This is a genomic window from Arthrobacter humicola (assembly GCF_022803015.1).
Taxonomy (GTDB): Bacteria; Actinomycetota; Actinomycetes; order Actinomycetales; family Micrococcaceae; genus Arthrobacter; species Arthrobacter humicola_A.
In genome coordinates, this window is the sequence record NZ_JAFKON010000003.1 from 60,523 (window position 1) to 77,479 (window position 16,957).

Here is a 16,957-nt window from a genome sequence, read left to right on the forward strand (position 1 = left end):
AGGTCAACGCTGACCCCAAACCAGACGCCATCATCAAGCATCGTGACACATCCAACGGAGACCCCCATGGTTAACGCACACACCCAGACGTCCGTCACCGCCGCACGGACACCCATCCGCAAGGTCGTATTTGCCAGCCTTATCGGCACGGCCATCGAATGGTATGACTTCTTCCTCTACGGATCAGCCGCAGCGCTGGTCTTCGGAGCGGTATTTTTTCCCAGCCAGGACCCGGCAACCGGAGTGCTGCTGGCCTTCGGCACCTATGCTGTCGGCTTCGTCGCCCGGCCCCTGGGCGGCATCATCTTCGGTCACTTCGGAGATCGTGTAAGCCGCAAGAAGATGCTCGTCATCAGCCTGGTGCTCATGGGGGCGGCCACTTTCGCCATCGGCCTGCTGCCCACCTACGCCATGATCGGAGTTGCCGCTCCAATGCTTCTCGTCTTCTGCCGGTTGCTCCAAGGCTTCGCAGTGGGCGGTGAATGGGGCGGCGCTGTTCTCATGGCGGCCGAACACGGAGACGACCGGCACCGCGGATTCTGGTCCTCCTGGGTCCAGGCCGGCGTACCGCTGGGCAACCTGATGGCCGCAGTCGTGCTGTGGGTGCTGGCCGCAGTGCAGTCAGACAGCGATTTCTTGGCGTGGGGCTGGCGCGTCCCCTTCCTCCTGAGCGCCCTGCTGGTGCTTGTCGGGCTCTGGGTTCGCCTGAGTATCGAGGAGTCGCCCGTCTTTGCCGAAGCCAAGAAGGCCGCATCCATGCGCGAGAAGTCCAAGGCCCCGATCTTCGAGGTCCTGCGCAAATACCCTCGTGAGGTTGCCATTGCCATGGGCATGCGTTTGGCCGAAAACATCGCCTACTACATTTTCAGCATTGTCGTCATCACCTACATGGTCACGTATCTGGGAATGCGCAAGGACGTTGCTATCGCCGGCGTGCTGATCGGCTCGGTGGCCCAGTTCGTGCTTACTCCGATCATCGGATCCTTCTCCGACCGCGTGGGCCGCCGGCCCCTTTACCTGGCCGGAGCGGCAGGCACGGGTATTTGGGGCTTCGTCTTTTTCCCGCTCATCGACACCCGTAACGACGGACTTATTATCCTTGCCATCGTCGTCGGCCTCGTCTGCACCACGTTCATGTACGCTCCCCAGGCAGCGTTCTTCTCTGAACTGTTCGGCACCAGCGTCCGCTACAGCGGCGCCTCCCTCGGCTACCAGCTGGCTTCGGTTTTCGCCGGCGGGCTGGCACCCCTCATCTCCATCGCCATTCTCGGCAGCGTGGACCAGAGAAACACCCTCGGTGTCAGCATCTACCTCGGTATAGCGGCAACGATCACCTTTATTGCAGCACTTGTGGCAAAGGAAACCGCCAAATCATCACTGCGGCACGACCGCGTACTCGAACCGGAGACCACGAAATGAAGCCCGCCGGAACCGGTTCAGCAACGGGAAACACCGCAACCCTTGCGGCCGGACAGCCACTCGCGACGACCCCCTTCTCCCTACACAACAAAACCGCACTCGTCACGGGCGCCGGCAGAGGACTGGGCCGTGCGGTCGCCACTGCCCTGGGACTTTCCGGAGCAGAAGTCATAGCGCTGGACCTCTCGCCTCTGAACGACTTCAAGGACGAACTGGAAGCGCAGGGCGTCAAGTGCCGGATCCGGTCGCAAAACCTGGCCAATCTCTCGCAGGACCAGGCCGCCGAAATCATCACCTGGGCCAAGGAAACCGGAAGAGGGCCCGACATTCTCGTCAACAACGCCGGGCTGATCCGGCGCGGACCTGCGCTCACGACAACCCTCGAAGACTGGGAATCCGTGATCGGTTTGAACCTGACTACACCTTTCGTGCTCTCCCAAGCGTTCACCCGCTCCCTGATCGACGAGGACCGGCCTGGCAGCATCATCAACATCCTCTCCATCAATGCCTTCCAAGGAGGCGTCGAAGTACCCTCCTACGCGGCATCCAAACACGGACTCCTGGGAGTGACCCGTGCCCTCGCCAACGAGTGGGCCCCCCATGGAATCAGAGTCAACGGTATAGCGCCCGGATACATGGAAACGGAGCTCACCGCAGCCCACCGCGAAGACCCCGCAAGGTACCAAGCCATGCGCAGCCGCATGCCTATAGGCCGCTGGGGACAACCCGACGAAATCGGCGGCGCCGCGGTCTACCTCGCGTCCGCGGCCTCCACCTATCTATCGGGAACCGTCATTAACGTCGACGGGGGATGGCTCTCCCGCTAAGTCTGCCGCCAAGCTGTCCACCACGATACCGCCGGCTCGATTCGACCCTCCGGCCAGGCCCGCTGATAGGCCTCCAGATGGCCAGCTTTTGTGCCGGGTGAACGATCTGCGAGGGGTCGGGCCGCCGGAACGGGGGCCAGAATTACTCATGGACTTCCCGCACCGGGGAAATCGCGGATATGGACATTGGTGATGTTCCTGATTCTTCCCCCACGAATTAGACGAAGTTGCTATGAGCCGCAGGCCTCACCCAATCCTGAAACGGTCCCATGACTGGCCACACAGGTGGTCCCGTGCGCGTGGCAAAACGGGCTACGGAAAGGTCTCGGCAGATCCTCGGCCCGTCTCCCGCATGCCAAGGGAGCGCAAGATCCGAACCGATGCAGCATTAGCGATGAGCGCTTCTGCCCAAATGGAACCAAGCGAAAGTTCTTCAAAGCCGTAGACGAGGCCGGCTTTGGCGACTCGACCCCCTAAGCCACGCCCTCATCGCGGCGATGGTCCTATCAGGAAGCCAAGTTCTCGTTCCAGTGGTTTTGCACCATGAAGATCTACGTATCCCAGGAGGCCGTCTTCAGCACTCGTTACAGCGAGCCGGATCAGGTCAGCGGGAGGCGTTTCCACCTGTCGCACCCAGAAAGTCGCGTACGGCCGCCGAGGACCTCGTCGTCCAGCCGGCGTGCTGACAAAAAGAGTTCGTCCTCGGCCCATATCGCCAACATGTCCGCATCCGCGCGGTTCATGGGGCGCAACTCCAACTCTGAGTGATCCATGCGCCCAATGCAGCGGCTCCTGTTTTCAGGGCCTGTGGAGGTGGCCCGTAAGCCGGTCCCCCACCCGAGCAAGCATCACCCAAATTTCCGGATCACGATCGCCGCGTTTGCGGGGCCGGTCGATTCACGTATGACCCGCCCGCAAGAATGCCCGGTGACGGGGTGCTACGGTACATCCAAAACTATGACCGGGCTCGTCATCGGATGCGTCCGCGTATCCACGAACGACCAAGACCTTACCGCCCGGAAGAATGCCCTCGTTGCTCTTGGACTGTCATCGGAGAAGACGTCCACCGACCAGGGACTCGCCCGTGCCGACCGGGCACGCCCCACGCTCAAGGAAGCGCGAGCCGCCTGACCGTCAACAAGTCGCACCAAGCCATGCACTCAACTGGCAGCGGCGCCATGAACAGTCATGACATCAAGAAATGCAAACCAGCAAAGGCAGCACATCTCCCCCAGCCAGCGTCCAGTCATGCAGTTAGCGGCACTCCTGGCCATGAACGAGTAGGCAGCACCACCGCTGCCGGAAATCAAGAGAAGGAGCCACCCGGCCACAGAAACGGCCACCAACAAAAATGGGCCCCGTAGGGCCCATAAAGGAGATGTGTACACATTCAGCGGCCCACAAGCCCCTGAACAGGGAAAACACGTGCCCGAGGTGGGACTCGAACTGCATTCCGGCCCTTGCAATCACTGGGAAGTCCGGAAAACAAAGGCAATCCGAGCCAGTCCGACCAATGTACGACCCAGTCCGAAGCGAAAAAGTGTGGACATTGTCCACACCTTCTTCTTGCTACGATTCCAGCTCCCAAGGGGACATCACAGGGGTTTTCCCCTTGTGACGAAACGTCCGTTATCGGCGTGTGGATTTGCTTGTCAGGGGAGTGGCAGCAAGGCCAAGCGTGACCGGCCGACGCGTTGCTCAAAATGGCTGCTGATCGAACACTTCCCGTAGGACTCCAGATAAAGCGCCGCGGCTTCGATGCGTCCAAGATCATCCCCGAGCAGCCCGATGCTGATATTGCATACCGAGCACAGCAAGCCCCGGACTTCACCTGTCTCGTGGTCATGATCAATGGCGAGCATCCGAATCCGCCCTCGGAACGTTTTAGTCTCAGGACAGCCGCAAGCCGCGCACACGCCGCCTTGTGCAGCGAACGTTTCAGCAAGCCACTCCGGCGTGACCCCGTATCGCTTTTCAGCATTGTCCGGTGCTGGTGAGCTCTGACCTTCTCCGGGTCTAGCCTTGCCCGCCTCTTCCTCGAGACTTCGATGGGAATCGGGTGCATGGCAAGGTGGCCCACCTGGGCCAGCCTGGCGCAGGCCTTACAGCGTGACTCAAGGCCAGTCGGTGTTGAGTTGGAGCGATGGAAAAGGGGCGACGGGCAACATCAGCTGACAGACGCTGCATCGCTTCATGCCGTCGACCATGATCTGGCCGTCCTTGTTAGCCACGCTGCCCCCACTTCCTTTCGACCAGGTACCGGGCGAGGTTCCTCACCCGCTCCGGATCATCCCCCATATTCCCGAGCGCCACGTTGCACCGTTGGCACAGCAAACCACGTGCCTCTCCAGTGCCGTGGTCATGGTCGATGCAGAGCAACTTTATGCCGCCGCTCCATCCGTCACAAAATTCCGCACAACACCTTCGCAGCCTGGATGCTCACTCCGCTGGCCGGTCCCGGGGTGCGCCCGGTCGATGTGCTGCACCGGACCGAACCCCTGCTTGCCGAGCTGGACGGGTTCGCCCGGCGGACCGCTCCCCCTGCCACCCGCCGCTGACGCCATGTGGGCTACGGGATTGCTTCCGGGATGCCGAACCGCCTCCCGATGAGTATGCGGACGGCCGCCTCCAAGGGCTGATCTTCCAGCTCAACGCCCCTCGCCCCCGTAACGAATTCCCGTTTCGTCGCCCACCGCTTCGACGTCGAAAAGATTGAGGACCTCGGCCACGCGCACCTGATACTCGGTGGCGGTCATTTGGCGAGACGCACGGAGTGGAATTGCGCTGAGGATGCTCGCGACCACAGCATCGATGGAATCAGTCATGGGCAGTTCACGTTCCCCCGCACCGGGTTTTCGAGCGTCCGGGCGGGGTTTCGTTGCAACACCGCCGTCCAATGTTTGTGCACTTTTGCATGAGGTTCGCTTGTTGCACAAGGGGACCCAGCGGTTATTGCCTCGCGGACCGCAGAAGAGCATGATGCCCCCATGGCTATGAACCGCCGGGAGCGCAGGGACGCGGAAGACCGGCACCGATGGTCCCTCCGGGCGTGGGTCGCAGGCGGCTGGGTCCTCGTCGTGCTGTGTCTGGGCGCCACGCTGCTGAGCAGCGGTGCCCTCGTCCTAGTGGATAACCTGGCCACCACGTGTTCGGACTATGTGCCACAGTTCCCCAACTCACCCATCGATCTGGGGGCGGCCTCGCACCAGTGCCACCACTGGCTGGGACTGGAAATTCCCACCCAGTGGAATCCGGCACTGGCGCTCGGATTCGGAGTCCTGGCCGGGTCGTTCTACAACGCCTTCGAGTCCCGCACTCCTCCCCCTGCGCCGGACGCCGGCTGAGCTATTTAGACCGAAGCATCGCCGCGAGGGCCGCCCCTGGGCCCGAGACGGCGACGGAGGTGACGTTCGCGGCCGAGCCAAAACCGCACCTTCCTGGCTCCGAGGATCTGTGAACACGATCGCCGCCACCCGGCGTCCACCGCACCGGGGATCCCGGACGATTCGTCGGCTCCGGCGGGACCGCCCGGCCATGCCGTAGATTTGCTGGCTATGACAACAACAGCCGAAGTGACAGTGCCGCCCGTCCCCGAACCCGAAGCTACACGGGCCCATCGTGCTCTTTTCACGGAACCGTACGCGGTCAAGCGCCCCGCTGTGCAGTTCCGCGGCACTTTAACGGTCGCTCAGCCGACCGTTTTCTCCAACCCCGAATGACAACAGTGCCGCGGGCGTGACGTCCGTGTCCGAACTTCTCCCGCAGGATCTGAGCACACGGCCGGCCCTGGCAATGGCCAAGCCCGTCGCCAGGGTCCCCGGGCCCGGGGTGCTTCCGGGAGGCTGCCTCTACGAGCCCAAGTGGGACGGCTTCAGGGCAGGGATTGTGGTGACGGAGTCCGGCGCCACCATCTGGTCCCGTCAGAGAAAAGACCTGACCCGGTGGTTCACAGGTCCCGCCCGGCCCCGTCATTGGGTTGCGAGTCGGGGTTCAACCCCCTACAGGGAACGAGCTGAGCGTCAGGAAGCCGGAGCGGCGCTGCTCCATGCAGCTCCGGGAAACGCATCGAAGCACTCGCGGACTGCATGGCATTTGCCATGGGCGCCGACGCGAACTCCAACGGCTCGTACACCCGCAACTTCAGCGGCTACCGCGGCACCGCGGCGCGGGTGATCCTGGCAGGCCAGAAGCCCTGACGCCGCACCCCGTATTGCCGGCCTCCTCACCCTTGAAAATTGGTGCCGGTAGTGCGGGGCTCAACCGGCAGGGTGCCCGTCGAACTGAGAGGATCACCCATGCAAGTTCGAGGTCTACAAGGACAAGTCCGGCGGCTACCGGTTCCGGCTCAAGGCCGGCAACAGCGAGACGATCGCTTCTTCGGAGAGCTACAAGACGACGGCCAGCGCCCTGAAGGTGTCGAATCCGTCGAGCTACCGTACCGAGTAGGGGCTACGCTTGTTGGCGCCGCGACCCGGGCTTATGATGCGCCAACGTTGCCAGGGATCTTCCCGCACCCATGGGGAGTCAACTGTCTCGCCATCCACGAAGGAGCAGCCTCATGAAGCGCCTGATCAAACCTCTCGCCCTTGCCCTCGGAATCGGACTCTTCGCCGGAACGGGCGTCGCCGTTGCGGCACCGCCAATACCAAATGACACGACCCCTTTCCAGCTCGACTGCCCTGGTTTTCAGATTGACGTCCAGGTCAGCGGCTCGAGCAAGAGCAAGGATATTGAATTCCTCCATCCCTACGGTACGCCTGGCGTCTTCCTCGCAGTGGGTCTGGAATCGTGGACGCTGAACGGGCCGGTGTATCCGAATGCGGGGCTCACCGGCCCGGGCACCGTGACCGACGTCTGCGCGCTTCTGGCGCCGTAGGGCATGACGGTCTTCTTTCGCACCCGTGCCGGGTAGTGTGTGGCGCAGCGGTCCACGGCGGCCGGCAGATCAACCGAACGAGCACCCATGGCAGGCAAGTTCGAGGTCTACGAGGACAAGTCCGGCGGATACCGGTTCCGGCTGAAGGCCGGCAACGGCGAAGTGATCGCCTCCTCGGAAAGCTACAAGACCAAGGCCAGCGCCCTGAACGGCGTCGAGTCCGTCAAGAAGAACGCCAGCTCCGACGTCGTGGACCTCACCGAAGAGTCCTGACCGCCACCCCTCCGGACACAGCGAAGCCCGGCCACCCTGAGTGCGGCCGGGCTTTGTTAAACATAACGCACAAGGACTACCGAAGCGGAGGGCAGAACCACCACCACTTTCGGCGGGTCCGGTGGTCCGGACCCGCCGGTATTCCTTACTGGTCCTTAGCGGTCGGCGGTGAACCACGCACGTCAGCTTGCGGCGTATCTCGGCATGGACTCTGTGTCCCGAGCCACGATCTTCTCCGCGGTGCCGCGGCCCATGCGTACGGCCCCGTCGACGTGCTGGTAGCCCTCTGCGGCTAGGTCGGAGGAGGCCCAGTAGATCGGTCCCACGGGAGTCAGCTGGTCCGCGCCGTACCGGTGCAGTCCGCCCAGGTCATAGCTGGAGGCATAGGCGCCGCGGGTCCATTCCTCCGATCCCCAGTCGGATTCGTAGTACACCACGGGCTCCAGCGCCTTCGGTCCTAGCGACTTTGCGAAGTCTTCCAGGATCACCTGGCGCCGCTCAGCAGCGCCGAGCGCAAACATGGCATCTGCTTTCTCATCTGGCACGAAGGCCACCAGCGTCCCGCGCGCGTCCTCGTGGTTGGTGTTGTCGTATATTTCCTGCACGGTCAGGTCCGGACTGAAGCAGGTGCCGGACAGTCCTTCGTCCCGCCAGAACGGCGAATCGTAGACCGCATGGATCTTGATGACCAGGCCAAGGGATTGGTGTTGGTGCATCTGGTGCTGCCGGCGCGGCAGTGGCGGATCGAAGGAAACCCGCGAGTAGAGGTTGGGCGGAACGGCCATGATGGCGTACTTTGCCCGGACCGTGGCCTTCTCTGACACGGCGGTCACGCCAGTGCCGTCCTTCCGCTGCCGCCATTGCAGGCTCCGTACAGGTGATCCCAGTACGACGTCGTCGCCCAGTTCTGCGGCGATCGTTTCGGAGAGCTGCTGCATTCCGCCCACCACCCGCTTGTCCAGGAGCAGGTCCTCGTCAACCAGGTTGGAGAACGAGCCGGCGGAAGCCGCCATCAGGATGGCCTGTAGGGCGGAGAAGGAGTGGGCGGGTTTGGTCAGCATGCCCCCGGCAAGGAAGTGGCCGATGTTGGCGCAGGCTTCCTCATCGGTGGAATGCTGGCGCAGCCAGTGGTGCAGGGAGATGGTGTCCAGTTCCCGGGCTCTGGGGTGGGCCCAGGGCTCCGTGGCGCCGACGTCGGCCGCGAGACCGTCCAGGATGTCGATCAGGCGCTGGATCTCCCGCCCGGTCTCCGCCGGCACCGGGAACATGTCCCCGGCGTACTCGGTCCGCTCGCCCTTCGGGGAGACGTACACGGATTTTCCCTCGCGGTACCGGCTGAAGGTTTCCAGTCCGAGCTCGTCGAGGATGGACGTCAGCGCATCCTGGTCCGGGGAGATCCACTGGCCGCCGATCTCCAGGGAGGCGCCGTCGATGGTGTCCGTCCACGTCCGGCCGCCCACACGGTCGCGGGCTTCCAGGACGGCGACGGTCAGGCCGGCGGCCTTGAGGTCGCGGGCCGCTGTCAGCCCCGTGACGCCGGCGCCGATGATGACTACGTCGCGGTTAAGAGTGTTCACTGTTTCCTCGAATGTCATGGTTTTGTTCATTCCTTGTCGTGGACTTGGGTGGGTGCGGCGCCGGCCAGGACCGGAGCTCCGCTGGTGGGGTGATCGCCGCCGTCGGTATGCCCGTTGACCTCATCGTCCGCGGGCTCCTCTTCGAGCACGAAGTCGGAGATCTTCCGGCGGAAGCCCTTGGTGAGTACAGCGAGGTACACCACGCCGGCCACGGTCCAGATCAGACCGAAAATAAGCGCTTCCAGATGCAGGAAGGCCCACAGCACCCCCGTCATGCCCGCTCCGATGAGGGGCAGCACCAGATAGTGGAAGACGTCCCTGGGTGTGCGGTACCGCTTCTTGCGGACCACGAAGTAGGCGATTACGGAGAGGTTTACAAACGTGAAAGCGATCAGCGCGCCGAAGTTGATCATGGACGCCACCAACTCCAGCGACGGGGTTATCGCCAGCAGCGAGACCACACCCACCAACGCCACGGTGAAAACCGGCGTCCGGAATTTCGGGTGGACGTAGGCGAAGAGTTTGGCGGGGCGCAGCACGCCGTTGCGTCCCATCACGAAAAGCAGGCGGGAAACGCTGGCGTGTGAAGAGAGGCCGGAAGCGATGGTGGCCGCGAACGCTCCGGCCAGGAACAGCAGCTGGAAGACCTGCCCGCCCACGTAGAGCGCCATTTCCGGCAGCGTGTCATCGGTGACCTGGAATTGGTCCACCGTGGGGAACACGGACTGGCCAAACCAGGCCGCCAGGAAGAAAATGCCGCCGCCGATCCCCAGGGTGAGCAGGATGGCCCGCGGCATGGTCTTCGGGTCCTTGGCCTCCTCGGTGTACATGGTGATGGCGTCGAAACCGATGAAGGAGAAGCACACCACAGTCGCTCCGGTAAGGATCGCCGCAGCTTTCATGCTCTCGTTGAACAGCGGTGCTGTGGAGAAGATGGTGCCCTGTCCCATGCCGTTGCTCAGCTGGATGCCGGCCAGGACAACGAACGCGACAATCAGTGCGATCTCGAAGACCACCAGCGTGGAGGTGACCTTGGAAGTTGAGGTCATGCTGCGCAGGTTTATGCCGGTGATCAGGGCGACGTACAGCACTACCCAGATCCAGCCCGGAGCCTCGGGAAACAGCGCCTCCATGTAGATGCGGATCAGCAGCGCGTTGACCACCGGCAGCAGAAGGTAATCCAGCAGCGCAGCCCAGCCCACGACGAAGCCAAGCCCGGGGTGCATGGTCTCGCGGGTGTAGGTGTACGCCGACCCGGCGGCCGGGAAGACCGCCACCATCTTCCCGTAGCTGAGTGCGGTGAAGAACATCACCACGGTGGCCACCAGGTACGCCAGCGGGACCAGCCCCCCGGTTTCCATCGAGACAATGCCGAACGTGTCAAAGACCACCGTGGGGGTCATATAGCCAAGGCCCAGGCCAACAATGGCCCACATGCCCAGGGAACGCTTGAGTGATTTTTTCGGTGCCATAGATCTCACTTCCTCAACGGGTGTTCGACGACGCCGGGTGCGGTGCCCTGATGTTCCCGCAACAGCGCGGCAACCTCCACGGCGTCACCGCTGGGGGCGGTTGATTTAGCATCGGGGCGGGCAAGGAGCAGATAGAGCAGCCCGGTTCCGCTGACGATGGCCAGACCGGTCAAAACGGTCCAGTCGGCCAGGAAATCGCCGGTGCTGCCGGGCAGGGCCAGCAGGACCATGGCGAAGATGCCGTAGGCCAGGGCGGCCACATTGACGGCGAAGCCGGCGGCGCCGAGGCTGAACGGCCCGGCCGGGCGCCAGCCCTTGATCCGCTGTCGCAGCGCTGCCAGTACAACGGACTGGAACGCGACGTAGATGCCGAGGACCGCAAAGGAGGTGACCTGGGTCAGGAGTCCGTTCGGACCCAGATAGATGATGACGCACAGCGCCAGTGGGATGCTGCATGCCACGATCAGCGCGTTGGTGGGAACCTTGGCCGTTCCGGAGACTTTGGACAACCACTGGTGTCCGGGCATCATTCCGTCGCGGGCGAAGGAATAGATGAGCCGGCTGGCCGCAGCCTGGAGGCTCAGGACGCAGGACAGGAACGCGGTGAGCGCGATGACCAGGAAGAACTTGGCGCCGATCGGCCCCAGTGCCGCTTCGAGGATGGCGGGGATGGGGTCCGCATCTTTGCCGTTCACGATTTCCTGCAGGTTCGGTGCCGCCAGCACGTAGCCGCAGAAGGAGAACAATGCCGAGACGCCCCCCACCAGGATTGTCATCATCATGGCCCGAGGGATGCGCCGGGCCGCGTCGCTGACTTCCTCGGCAACGTCGCCGCATGCCTCGAACCCGTAGAACAGGAACAGGCCCGCCAGTGCGGCACCCATGAAAGCGGCGGCGTACGGCTGATCCCCCTGGACTCCCATGGAGTTGAAGAAGACGCCGAATTCCTGCTTGCGCTGGAATATCACCAGGTACAGCCCGACAGCGATGACGCCCACGAGCTCCGCGGCCAGACCGATCCGGGCTACCCGGCTCAGGGTCCTGGTTCCGGTGAAGTTCAGTACAAGCGCAACAACCAGCAGAATGACGGAGAGCCACAACGTGGCCTCCCGCGTCAGTTCGAAGGTGAAGAGGCTCGCCAGGAATCCGCTGCCGAACTGTGCGACCGAGGTGATGGTGACGATCATGGCCCAGATGTAGATCCAGGCTGACATCCAGGCGTACCGCCGGCCCCACAGCCGCCGGGTCCACGGATAGATGCCGCCGTGAATGGGGTATTGCGAGACGACCTCGCCGAACACCAGCGCCACCAGCAGTTGCCCGGCGCCGACAATGAGGATCCAGAACACCGACGGCGGTCCGCCGGTGGACATGGCGATCGCGAACAGCGAGTACACGCCTACCAGAGGCGACAGGTAGGTGAATCCGAGGGCGAAGTTGGCCCACAGGGACATGGAGCGTTCGAAGGTGTCCTGGTAACCCAGAACGGCGAGGTGTTCGCCGTCGCCGATGTTCTTACCCGGTGGCTCCGCCGGGGTCCGGACGTTACCCACGGCTGCCCGGCCCGATGTAGCTCATGACGTGCTTGATCCGGGTGTAGTCCTCCAGGCCGTACATGGAGAGGTCCTTGCCATACCCGGACTGCTTGAAGCCGCCGTGTGGCATCTCGGCGACCAGCGGGATGTGGGTGTTGATCCAGACGCAGCCGAAGTCCAGCTTCTTGGCGAACTGCATGGCGCGGGTGTGGTTCTGGGTCCAGACCGAGGAGGCCAGGCCGTAGTCCACGTCGTTGGCCATCTTCAGTGCCTCGTCGTCAGTGGAGAACTTCTGTACAGTCACGATCGGTCCGAAGACTTCTTCCTGCACCAGTTCGTCGTTCTGGTTCAGGCCCGACACCACTGTCGCTTCGTGGTAGTAGCCCACCGTTCCGTGCCGCTTGCCACCGGTTTCCACGACAGCGTGATCGGGCAGGCGCTTGACGAACCCCGCAACCCGTTTGAGGTGCTCGGCGCTGCTGAGCGCCCCGAAGAGGATGCCTTCCTCGTCCGGGGTGCCGGTCTTGGCATTGGCCTGGACCTCTGCGGTAAAGGCTGCAACGAACTCGTCGTGGATGCTCTCGTGCACCAGCAGGCGGGTGGCTGCCGTGCAGTCCTGGCCGGCGTTATAGAACGAGGCCGGGACGATTCCTTCGACGGCCGCGGTGATGTCTGCGTCACTGAAGACGATGACGGGGGCCTTGCCCCCAAGTTCAAGGTGTACCCGCTTGACGTCGGCGGCAGCGGCTCCCGCCACCTCCATGCCGGCGCGGACCGATCCGGTGATGGACACCATGCCCGGAACCTTGTTCGCCACCAGCGCCCGGCCGGTGTTCCGGTCACCCAGGACCACGTTGAAGGCGCCGGCGGGGAGGAATTCGCTGGCCAGTTCGGCGAACAGCAGGGTGGAACTGGGCGTGGAATCCGAGGGTTTGAGGACCACGGTGTTGCCGGCGGCCAGCGCCGGGATGACCTTCCATGTGGCCATCATCAGCGGATAGTTCCACGGGGCCACCTGCCCGATCACGCCGATGGGTTCACGGCGGATGGAGGAGCTGTGGTCCGCGAGATACTCGGCCGTAGCACGTCCCTCCAAAGTCCTCGCGGCACCGGCGAAGAAGCGGATCTGGTCCACCAGGACATCAATTTCGTCCGAGACGATACCAGCGCGGGGCTTGCCGGTGTCGGCGCATTCAAGGTCCGCAAGGTCCTCCGCGCGGGCCTCCACCGCGGAGGCGATGCCCAGCAGCGCCCGCTGGCGCTCCGCCGGCGTAGTCTCGCCCCAGCTTTCGAAGGCAGCCGAGGCAGCCGCATACGCCGCGGCTACGTCCACTTCATTGGAAATGGGCGTTCTGGCGATGACCTCTTCGGTGGCTGGATTGATAATCTCCAGCCTTTCCGTCGAGGACGATTCGACATATCGGCCGTCGACGAAGTTGTGTAGCTCGCGCACACTCATGGGTTTCCCTTCCAAAGGCAAGAATCAGGACAACGGGCTTAAGCCCGGTCTGTGACGCGGTTCACAGCGCCTAAGTGAGACTACACCTAATTCATCTGGAATGGGATGTTTAATTTAGATGGTTTCTCCCATGAGAAGTTTTAGCTGTGTGCCAGGGCACGGGACGGCGTCCCATCCGCGGCTGGCGGCGCTGGCTTCGGAGACGATGGAGCCGACCCGCAGGGTCGGCGAAACAGATAAAATGACCCGCCCGCTACTGCTGACCAGTGCGATCGCCGACTCCGTGGCCCGCAGCAACGGCAGCACTTCAGGCTCCAACCGCCTTACTAGAATATCCGCCCCCACGACTCCGCGCATGGACCCGCCGACGCCCACAGGCACGGTGAGGGTCAGGATGTAGTCGCAGGTGCACAGATGGTCTACGTACGGGCCGGTGATGTGGCCGGCCCTTGTGGTTTCGGGGACCTGATACCACTCAAAGGCCCTGAAGTCCCGCAGGTACTCCGCGTATTCGCGCGACGCCAGGTCCAGCCTGCTGGGCTTCGTGGTGGTGCCCAGCAGGGGATTGTCCGACAGCGGGCCAAGCCACCAAGCGAAATGCAGCGCCTGACTGAGGGCTGTTTCCGGAGCTGCGATGAAGCCTGCTCCGATCACGAGGGGGTCAGCCACGGTCAGCTCTGGCTCCACCAGGGAGTACACCAGCGAGTCGATCCGGGTGGTGGCGTTGTCTGCCCCCGCCTTCTCCACCGCTGTGCGCCAGCTGTCCAACATGGTGAAGACGCCGGTGAAAAGAGCACCGATGGCGGCCGAGCATTCCCTCCCGCGTTCAGCGTCCGGCACGTTGTCCCTTATGCGCATGGCCATGCTCTCATTGCTCAATTCTTTCTTTTGCTGCCAACAACCAACTCGACAGTTCGCTCAGCTGACCCCGCACCAGCGCGCGGGCCTGCTCTGGGTCATGGGCGGAAATCGCCTCCGCGATCTTCACGTTTTGCCCGTAAATGTTCCGGCGCAGATTTTCGTCGGCCACGCCGAGCCACAGCAGGGAACCAAATTCGGCCTGGAGGCGGATCTGTTCACGGACAAGGCGCGGCGACTGGCTGATGACGGCGATTTCCAGGTAGAAACCACCTGCGTTCCGGGCAGCGTCGCTCACCTGGGCAAAGTCGGCATTGTCCAGCCATAACCTCAGACGGGCAGCCTCCTCGTCCGATGCCAACTCCGCGGCCCGTTCGGTACAGCCGGCGCTGAGCACCCCGAAGTAGACGGCGCTGTCTTCAATATCGACCCGGGCCAGGCCGCGCAGTCGGGCCCAGAGCAGTGCTTCCGGCGCCCGGGATACAGGAAGGACGAAGCTGCCGCCTTCGCGGCCGCGTCGGGTTTCCACCAGTCCGGCGTCCCGCATGGCGCTTAGTGCTTCGCGGGCCGTCACCAGGGCTACACCGAACCGCTGTGCCAGTTCGGCTTCACTGGGCAACCGGTCCCCCGGTGTGAGGACACCGAGGAGGATCGCATCGATGAGCCGCTGGGCGACTTGCTCCGAACGGCCAGCACCGGACAGCTGGGCAAAAACGGCCGCCCGAGCTCCCCGGGAGGATGGCTGCGGTGCCAATTCTGAACTCACAGTCCGGTCCCGCGGGTTGGTAGTGGGATCTGCGCGCAAAGGTGTGGCCGGTCATCCATAGCGCCACTGTATCTTTCACTTCGGGTCTTAGCGCAACATCCTGCGGCGCCGGCGGCACCAGCTGCCGGCTTGGCCGAGCCGTTGAACGTGGGGCCCAGCAACCGTACTGGGCCCTACTGGCTGTTTCTAATTATCCCTCGATCCCTTCATGGCTCGGTCAAAGGAACTATTTCATCATGAAAGGCGAGGTAAAGGTTGGCAATTATCCGCGGGCTCGAGAGCGACCCGCCTACCAAGTTTTCAACCTTCTTCAAACGGTAGCGGACAGTGTTCGGGTGGACGAACAACACACTGGCAACCTTCGCGACGTCCAAGTCGTTCACCAGGTACCAGATGACCGTCTGTTTCAGTTCGCTGTCGACGTTGAGGGCTTCAACAAACCTGTTTAGCTTGTCCTTATCCTGTGGAGACTGCCGACGTGCAAGGAGCCATGTTGACGGGTCCACTTCATCCAGCCGGACGATCCCCCGATATGCTCCGGAGGCGGTGGTCGTTGCGGCCTGGATTTGCCGGCGGGCAATTCCTGCTGCTGCTTCTGCTTCTCGGAAAGCTTCGGGGGTCTTTGCAAGATCGGAATAGGGTTCAGACAGGCCGACGAAAACGGACCTGTCCGTCAACTCCAGCCAGGCGTCCAGGGCTGATGAGTCCGAGACCAGCGCATGAAAGCCTGGCGGGTTTTCGGGTGTTCGCCCGTTCTCTGCCAGCAAGAGCCCCAGACCGCTGGTTTCGGCTCCTCTTAAAAGTCGTTCGGAAAAGGAAGGGTCCAATGGCTGCTGGGCGAGATTTGCAGCGACCACTGCGCGTATCGGTGCATAGGGTATGAACCGGAATGTGCGCATCCGTTCCCAGTGCCTGAACTCGCGGGACACCGGAACGCCGTCTTGCAGCATGGTGAGCAACTGCGTGTTTTCGTGTCGTTCTCTTGAATCTGAGAACTGAGCGATCCCATATATTGCGGCCAGGAGCCGTTGTGTCGTTTCCAGCAGGACGTCTCCGAGGTCCTTCAGTACGCGGTGGTTTCTACTGGCCACGGCCAGGGTGAAGCCATCGCCTCGAAGCACCAGTGGCCGGGCCATGACTTCCCACTGGCCTATCACTATGGGATCGGACTCGTTTTTGCGGTTGCGCAACTCTTTCCAGATCAAGTGAGTCGGGCCGTCACCGGAGGATTCGACGATTCGTCCAGAATCTTCGTAAAGCACCGCTGTGCCCCGGCATGCTGTGGCGAGTCTGACGATGAGGGCTTTGACCGGATCCTCAGCAGAAATGCTCTGCAGCAGGTCATTGCTTAGCCACAGTGCTCGCTTTTGCAGGTAGGCGTCAGGAGATGCCTGCGACTTGTTGATGAAGTTCTCGATGCGGTGGAAGGGCACATCGGGCGCCACGGTATACAACGGGAAACCGGCTTGTTTGCAGGCCGAAACCAGCTTGGCGGGCACTTGGTCAAAGTAGACCCCGATGCCGAAAAATACAGCTGCCACCCGGGCTTTCCTTAGATCCTCTACGAGTCTCACGGCCAGCAGTTCGTCCCGTTCGGCGTTCACAAACCTCAACCCGGTGGTCAGCAGAACAGTGTTCGGCTCCAGCCAGGCCGCCGGATTGTGGATGTCGCTTGTGTGGGCTCCCGTTATGACTGCGGCCGGGTTGCCCGGAACTACCGGGGCCAAGCCTAAGGGAGCTTCTGATACCACATCATGAAGAGTGACGGGGGGCTTGTCGGGCATCTGGCCTCCTGGCTGAAAGGGACGGGAGGCCGAGTGGAAGCTGATTGTAAATCTCACAACGGTCTCTCCCCGTTATTTTAGTTTCGCCAGTGACAGAGACTCACATCACAG

17 protein-coding genes and 2 pseudogenes are annotated in these 16,957 nt (G+C 62.7%); 8 read left to right on the forward strand and 11 right to left on the reverse strand.

Translation table 11 applies throughout. The features are described from left to right. Positions 1 to 66: 66 nt before the first annotated feature. Both ARTB_RS07860 and ARTB_RS07865 read left to right on the forward strand, forming a co-directional pair. Positions 67 to 1,419, forward strand: coding sequence for an MFS transporter (locus ARTB_RS07860; protein WP_243178536.1), 1,353 nt, complete (start codon positions 67 to 69; stop codon positions 1,417 to 1,419). After that, positions 1,416 to 2,246, forward strand: a complete 831-nt coding sequence (locus ARTB_RS07865; protein ID WP_243178541.1) for an SDR family NAD(P)-dependent oxidoreductase — start codon at positions 1,416 to 1,418, stop codon at positions 2,244 to 2,246. The genes ARTB_RS07860 and ARTB_RS07865 overlap by 4 nt, the downstream gene beginning before the upstream one ends. Positions 2,247 to 2,558: 312 nt before the next feature. Here the strand turns inward: ARTB_RS07865 and ARTB_RS21850 are convergent. Then, positions 2,559 to 2,720: pseudogene (locus tag ARTB_RS21850) on the reverse strand (GNAT family N-acetyltransferase); the annotation flags it as partial. Positions 2,721 to 3,203: 483 nt separating this feature from the next. Here ARTB_RS21850 and ARTB_RS07870 point away from each other — a divergent pair. Continuing rightward, positions 3,204 to 3,377 (forward strand): hypothetical protein, encoded by a 174-nt coding sequence (locus tag ARTB_RS07870; RefSeq protein WP_243178542.1) that lies wholly within the window; start codon positions 3,204 to 3,206, stop codon positions 3,375 to 3,377. A gap of 521 nt (positions 3,378 to 3,898) precedes the next feature. Here ARTB_RS07870 and ARTB_RS07875 read toward each other — a convergent pair. Further along, entirely contained in the window at positions 3,899 to 4,345 is a 447-nt protein-coding gene (locus ARTB_RS07875; RefSeq protein ID WP_243179581.1) for an endonuclease VII domain-containing protein, read from the reverse strand. Positions 4,346 to 4,469: 124 nt separating this feature from the next. Beyond that, the gene (locus ARTB_RS21855; protein ID WP_368859394.1) at positions 4,470 to 4,676 is read right to left on the reverse strand and encodes an endonuclease domain-containing protein; all 207 of its coding nucleotides are present in this window, start codon (positions 4,674 to 4,676) and stop codon (positions 4,470 to 4,472) included. Between the two features lie 5 nt (positions 4,677 to 4,681). Between ARTB_RS21855 and ARTB_RS21575 the strand changes: the two genes are divergently transcribed. Beyond that, the gene (locus tag ARTB_RS21575; RefSeq protein WP_279294086.1) at positions 4,682 to 4,804 is read left to right on the forward strand and encodes a hypothetical protein; all 123 of its coding nucleotides are present in this window, start codon (positions 4,682 to 4,684) and stop codon (positions 4,802 to 4,804) included. 90 nt (positions 4,805 to 4,894) lie between these two features. On the opposite strand, the gene ARTB_RS07880 is transcribed toward ARTB_RS21575, so the two are convergent. Next, a complete protein-coding gene (locus tag ARTB_RS07880) occupies positions 4,895 to 5,071 on the reverse strand; it encodes a hypothetical protein (protein ID WP_243178543.1) in 177 nt (58 codons plus the stop codon). A gap of 162 nt (positions 5,072 to 5,233) precedes the next feature. Here ARTB_RS07880 and ARTB_RS07885 point away from each other — a divergent pair, with 162 nt between their 5' ends. From ARTB_RS07885 to ARTB_RS07900, 4 genes and pseudogenes are all read left to right on the forward strand, one after another. Continuing rightward, complete coding sequence (locus tag ARTB_RS07885) at positions 5,234 to 5,590, forward strand: hypothetical protein (RefSeq protein WP_243178545.1); 357 nt, start codon at positions 5,234 to 5,236, stop codon at positions 5,588 to 5,590. 985 nt (positions 5,591 to 6,575) lie between these two features. Continuing rightward, positions 6,576 to 6,692 (forward strand): annotated as a pseudogene (locus ARTB_RS07890) (DUF1508 domain-containing protein); the annotation flags it as partial. Positions 6,693 to 6,804: 112 nt separating this feature from the next. After that, complete coding sequence (locus ARTB_RS07895; RefSeq protein WP_243178547.1) at positions 6,805 to 7,122, forward strand: hypothetical protein; 318 nt, start codon at positions 6,805 to 6,807, stop codon at positions 7,120 to 7,122. 87 nt (positions 7,123 to 7,209) lie between these two features. Further along, the gene (locus ARTB_RS07900) at positions 7,210 to 7,395 is read left to right on the forward strand and encodes a DUF1508 domain-containing protein (RefSeq protein ID WP_243178549.1); all 186 of its coding nucleotides are present in this window, start codon (positions 7,210 to 7,212) and stop codon (positions 7,393 to 7,395) included. A 182-nt stretch (positions 7,396 to 7,577) separates the two neighbouring features. Here the strand turns inward: ARTB_RS07900 and ARTB_RS07905 are convergent, their stop codons facing one another. The 7 genes from ARTB_RS07905 to ARTB_RS07935 form a co-directional block, all read right to left on the reverse strand. Beyond that, positions 7,578 to 8,990 (reverse strand): flavin monoamine oxidase family protein, encoded by a 1,413-nt coding sequence (locus ARTB_RS07905; RefSeq protein WP_279294087.1) that lies wholly within the window; start codon positions 8,988 to 8,990, stop codon positions 7,578 to 7,580. A gap of 8 nt (positions 8,991 to 8,998) precedes the next feature. Beyond that, on the reverse strand, positions 8,999 to 10,444 hold the full coding sequence (locus tag ARTB_RS07910; protein WP_243178551.1) for an APC family permease: 1,446 nt from the start codon (positions 10,442 to 10,444) through the stop codon (positions 8,999 to 9,001). Between the two features lie 5 nt (positions 10,445 to 10,449). Then, a complete protein-coding gene (locus tag ARTB_RS07915; RefSeq protein ID WP_243178554.1) occupies positions 10,450 to 11,997 on the reverse strand; it encodes an APC family permease in 1,548 nt (515 codons plus the stop codon). After that, on the reverse strand, positions 11,990 to 13,438 hold the full coding sequence (locus ARTB_RS07920; RefSeq protein ID WP_243178556.1) for an aminobutyraldehyde dehydrogenase: 1,449 nt from the start codon (positions 13,436 to 13,438) through the stop codon (positions 11,990 to 11,992). The genes ARTB_RS07915 and ARTB_RS07920 overlap by 8 nt, the downstream gene beginning before the upstream one ends. A 114-nt stretch (positions 13,439 to 13,552) precedes the next feature. After that, positions 13,553 to 14,317: a cache domain-containing protein gene (locus tag ARTB_RS07925; protein WP_243178557.1), complete on the reverse strand. Its 765-nt coding sequence runs from the start codon at positions 14,315 to 14,317 to the stop codon at positions 13,553 to 13,555. After that, complete coding sequence (locus ARTB_RS07930; RefSeq protein ID WP_243178559.1) at positions 14,307 to 15,062, reverse strand: FadR/GntR family transcriptional regulator; 756 nt, start codon at positions 15,060 to 15,062, stop codon at positions 14,307 to 14,309. The genes ARTB_RS07925 and ARTB_RS07930 overlap by 11 nt, the downstream gene beginning before the upstream one ends. A gap of 206 nt (positions 15,063 to 15,268) precedes the next feature. Then, positions 15,269 to 16,846 carry a helix-turn-helix domain-containing protein gene (locus ARTB_RS07935; protein ID WP_243178563.1) on the reverse strand — a complete coding sequence of 526 codons (1,578 nt, stop codon included), beginning with the start codon at positions 16,844 to 16,846 and terminating at the stop codon, positions 15,269 to 15,271. Between the last annotated feature and the right edge of the window lie 111 nt (positions 16,847 to 16,957).

What these genes read in the sequence shown, in the direction of transcription:
- ARTB_RS07905 (WP_279294087.1), bottom strand. Translation starts at nt 8,990, where the DNA reads ATGACATTCGAGGAAACAGTGAACACTCTTAACCGCGACGTAGTCATC.
- ARTB_RS07870 (WP_243178542.1), top strand. Translation starts at nt 3,204, where the DNA reads ATGACCGGGCTCGTCATCGGATGCGTCCGCGTATCCACGAACGACCAA.
- ARTB_RS07860 (WP_243178536.1), top strand. Translation starts at nt 67, where the DNA reads ATGGTTAACGCACACACCCAGACGTCCGTCACCGCCGCACGGACACCC.
- ARTB_RS07935 (WP_243178563.1), bottom strand. Translation starts at nt 16,846, where the DNA reads ATGCCCGACAAGCCCCCCGTCACTCTTCATGATGTGGTATCAGAAGCT.
- ARTB_RS07910 (WP_243178551.1), bottom strand. Translation starts at nt 10,444, where the DNA reads ATGGCACCGAAAAAATCACTCAAGCGTTCCCTGGGCATGTGGGCCATT.
- ARTB_RS07885 (WP_243178545.1), top strand. Translation starts at nt 5,234, where the DNA reads ATGGCTATGAACCGCCGGGAGCGCAGGGACGCGGAAGACCGGCACCGA.
- ARTB_RS07880 (WP_243178543.1), bottom strand. Translation starts at nt 5,071, where the DNA reads ATGACTGATTCCATCGATGCTGTGGTCGCGAGCATCCTCAGCGCAATT.
- ARTB_RS21575 (WP_279294086.1), top strand. Translation starts at nt 4,682, where the DNA reads ATGCTCACTCCGCTGGCCGGTCCCGGGGTGCGCCCGGTCGATGTGCTG.
- ARTB_RS07865 (WP_243178541.1), top strand. Translation starts at nt 1,416, where the DNA reads ATGAAGCCCGCCGGAACCGGTTCAGCAACGGGAAACACCGCAACCCTT.
- ARTB_RS07920 (WP_243178556.1), bottom strand. Translation starts at nt 13,438, where the DNA reads ATGAGTGTGCGCGAGCTACACAACTTCGTCGACGGCCGATATGTCGAA.
- ARTB_RS07900 (WP_243178549.1), top strand. Translation starts at nt 7,210, where the DNA reads ATGGCAGGCAAGTTCGAGGTCTACGAGGACAAGTCCGGCGGATACCGG.
- ARTB_RS07895 (WP_243178547.1), top strand. Translation starts at nt 6,805, where the DNA reads ATGAAGCGCCTGATCAAACCTCTCGCCCTTGCCCTCGGAATCGGACTC.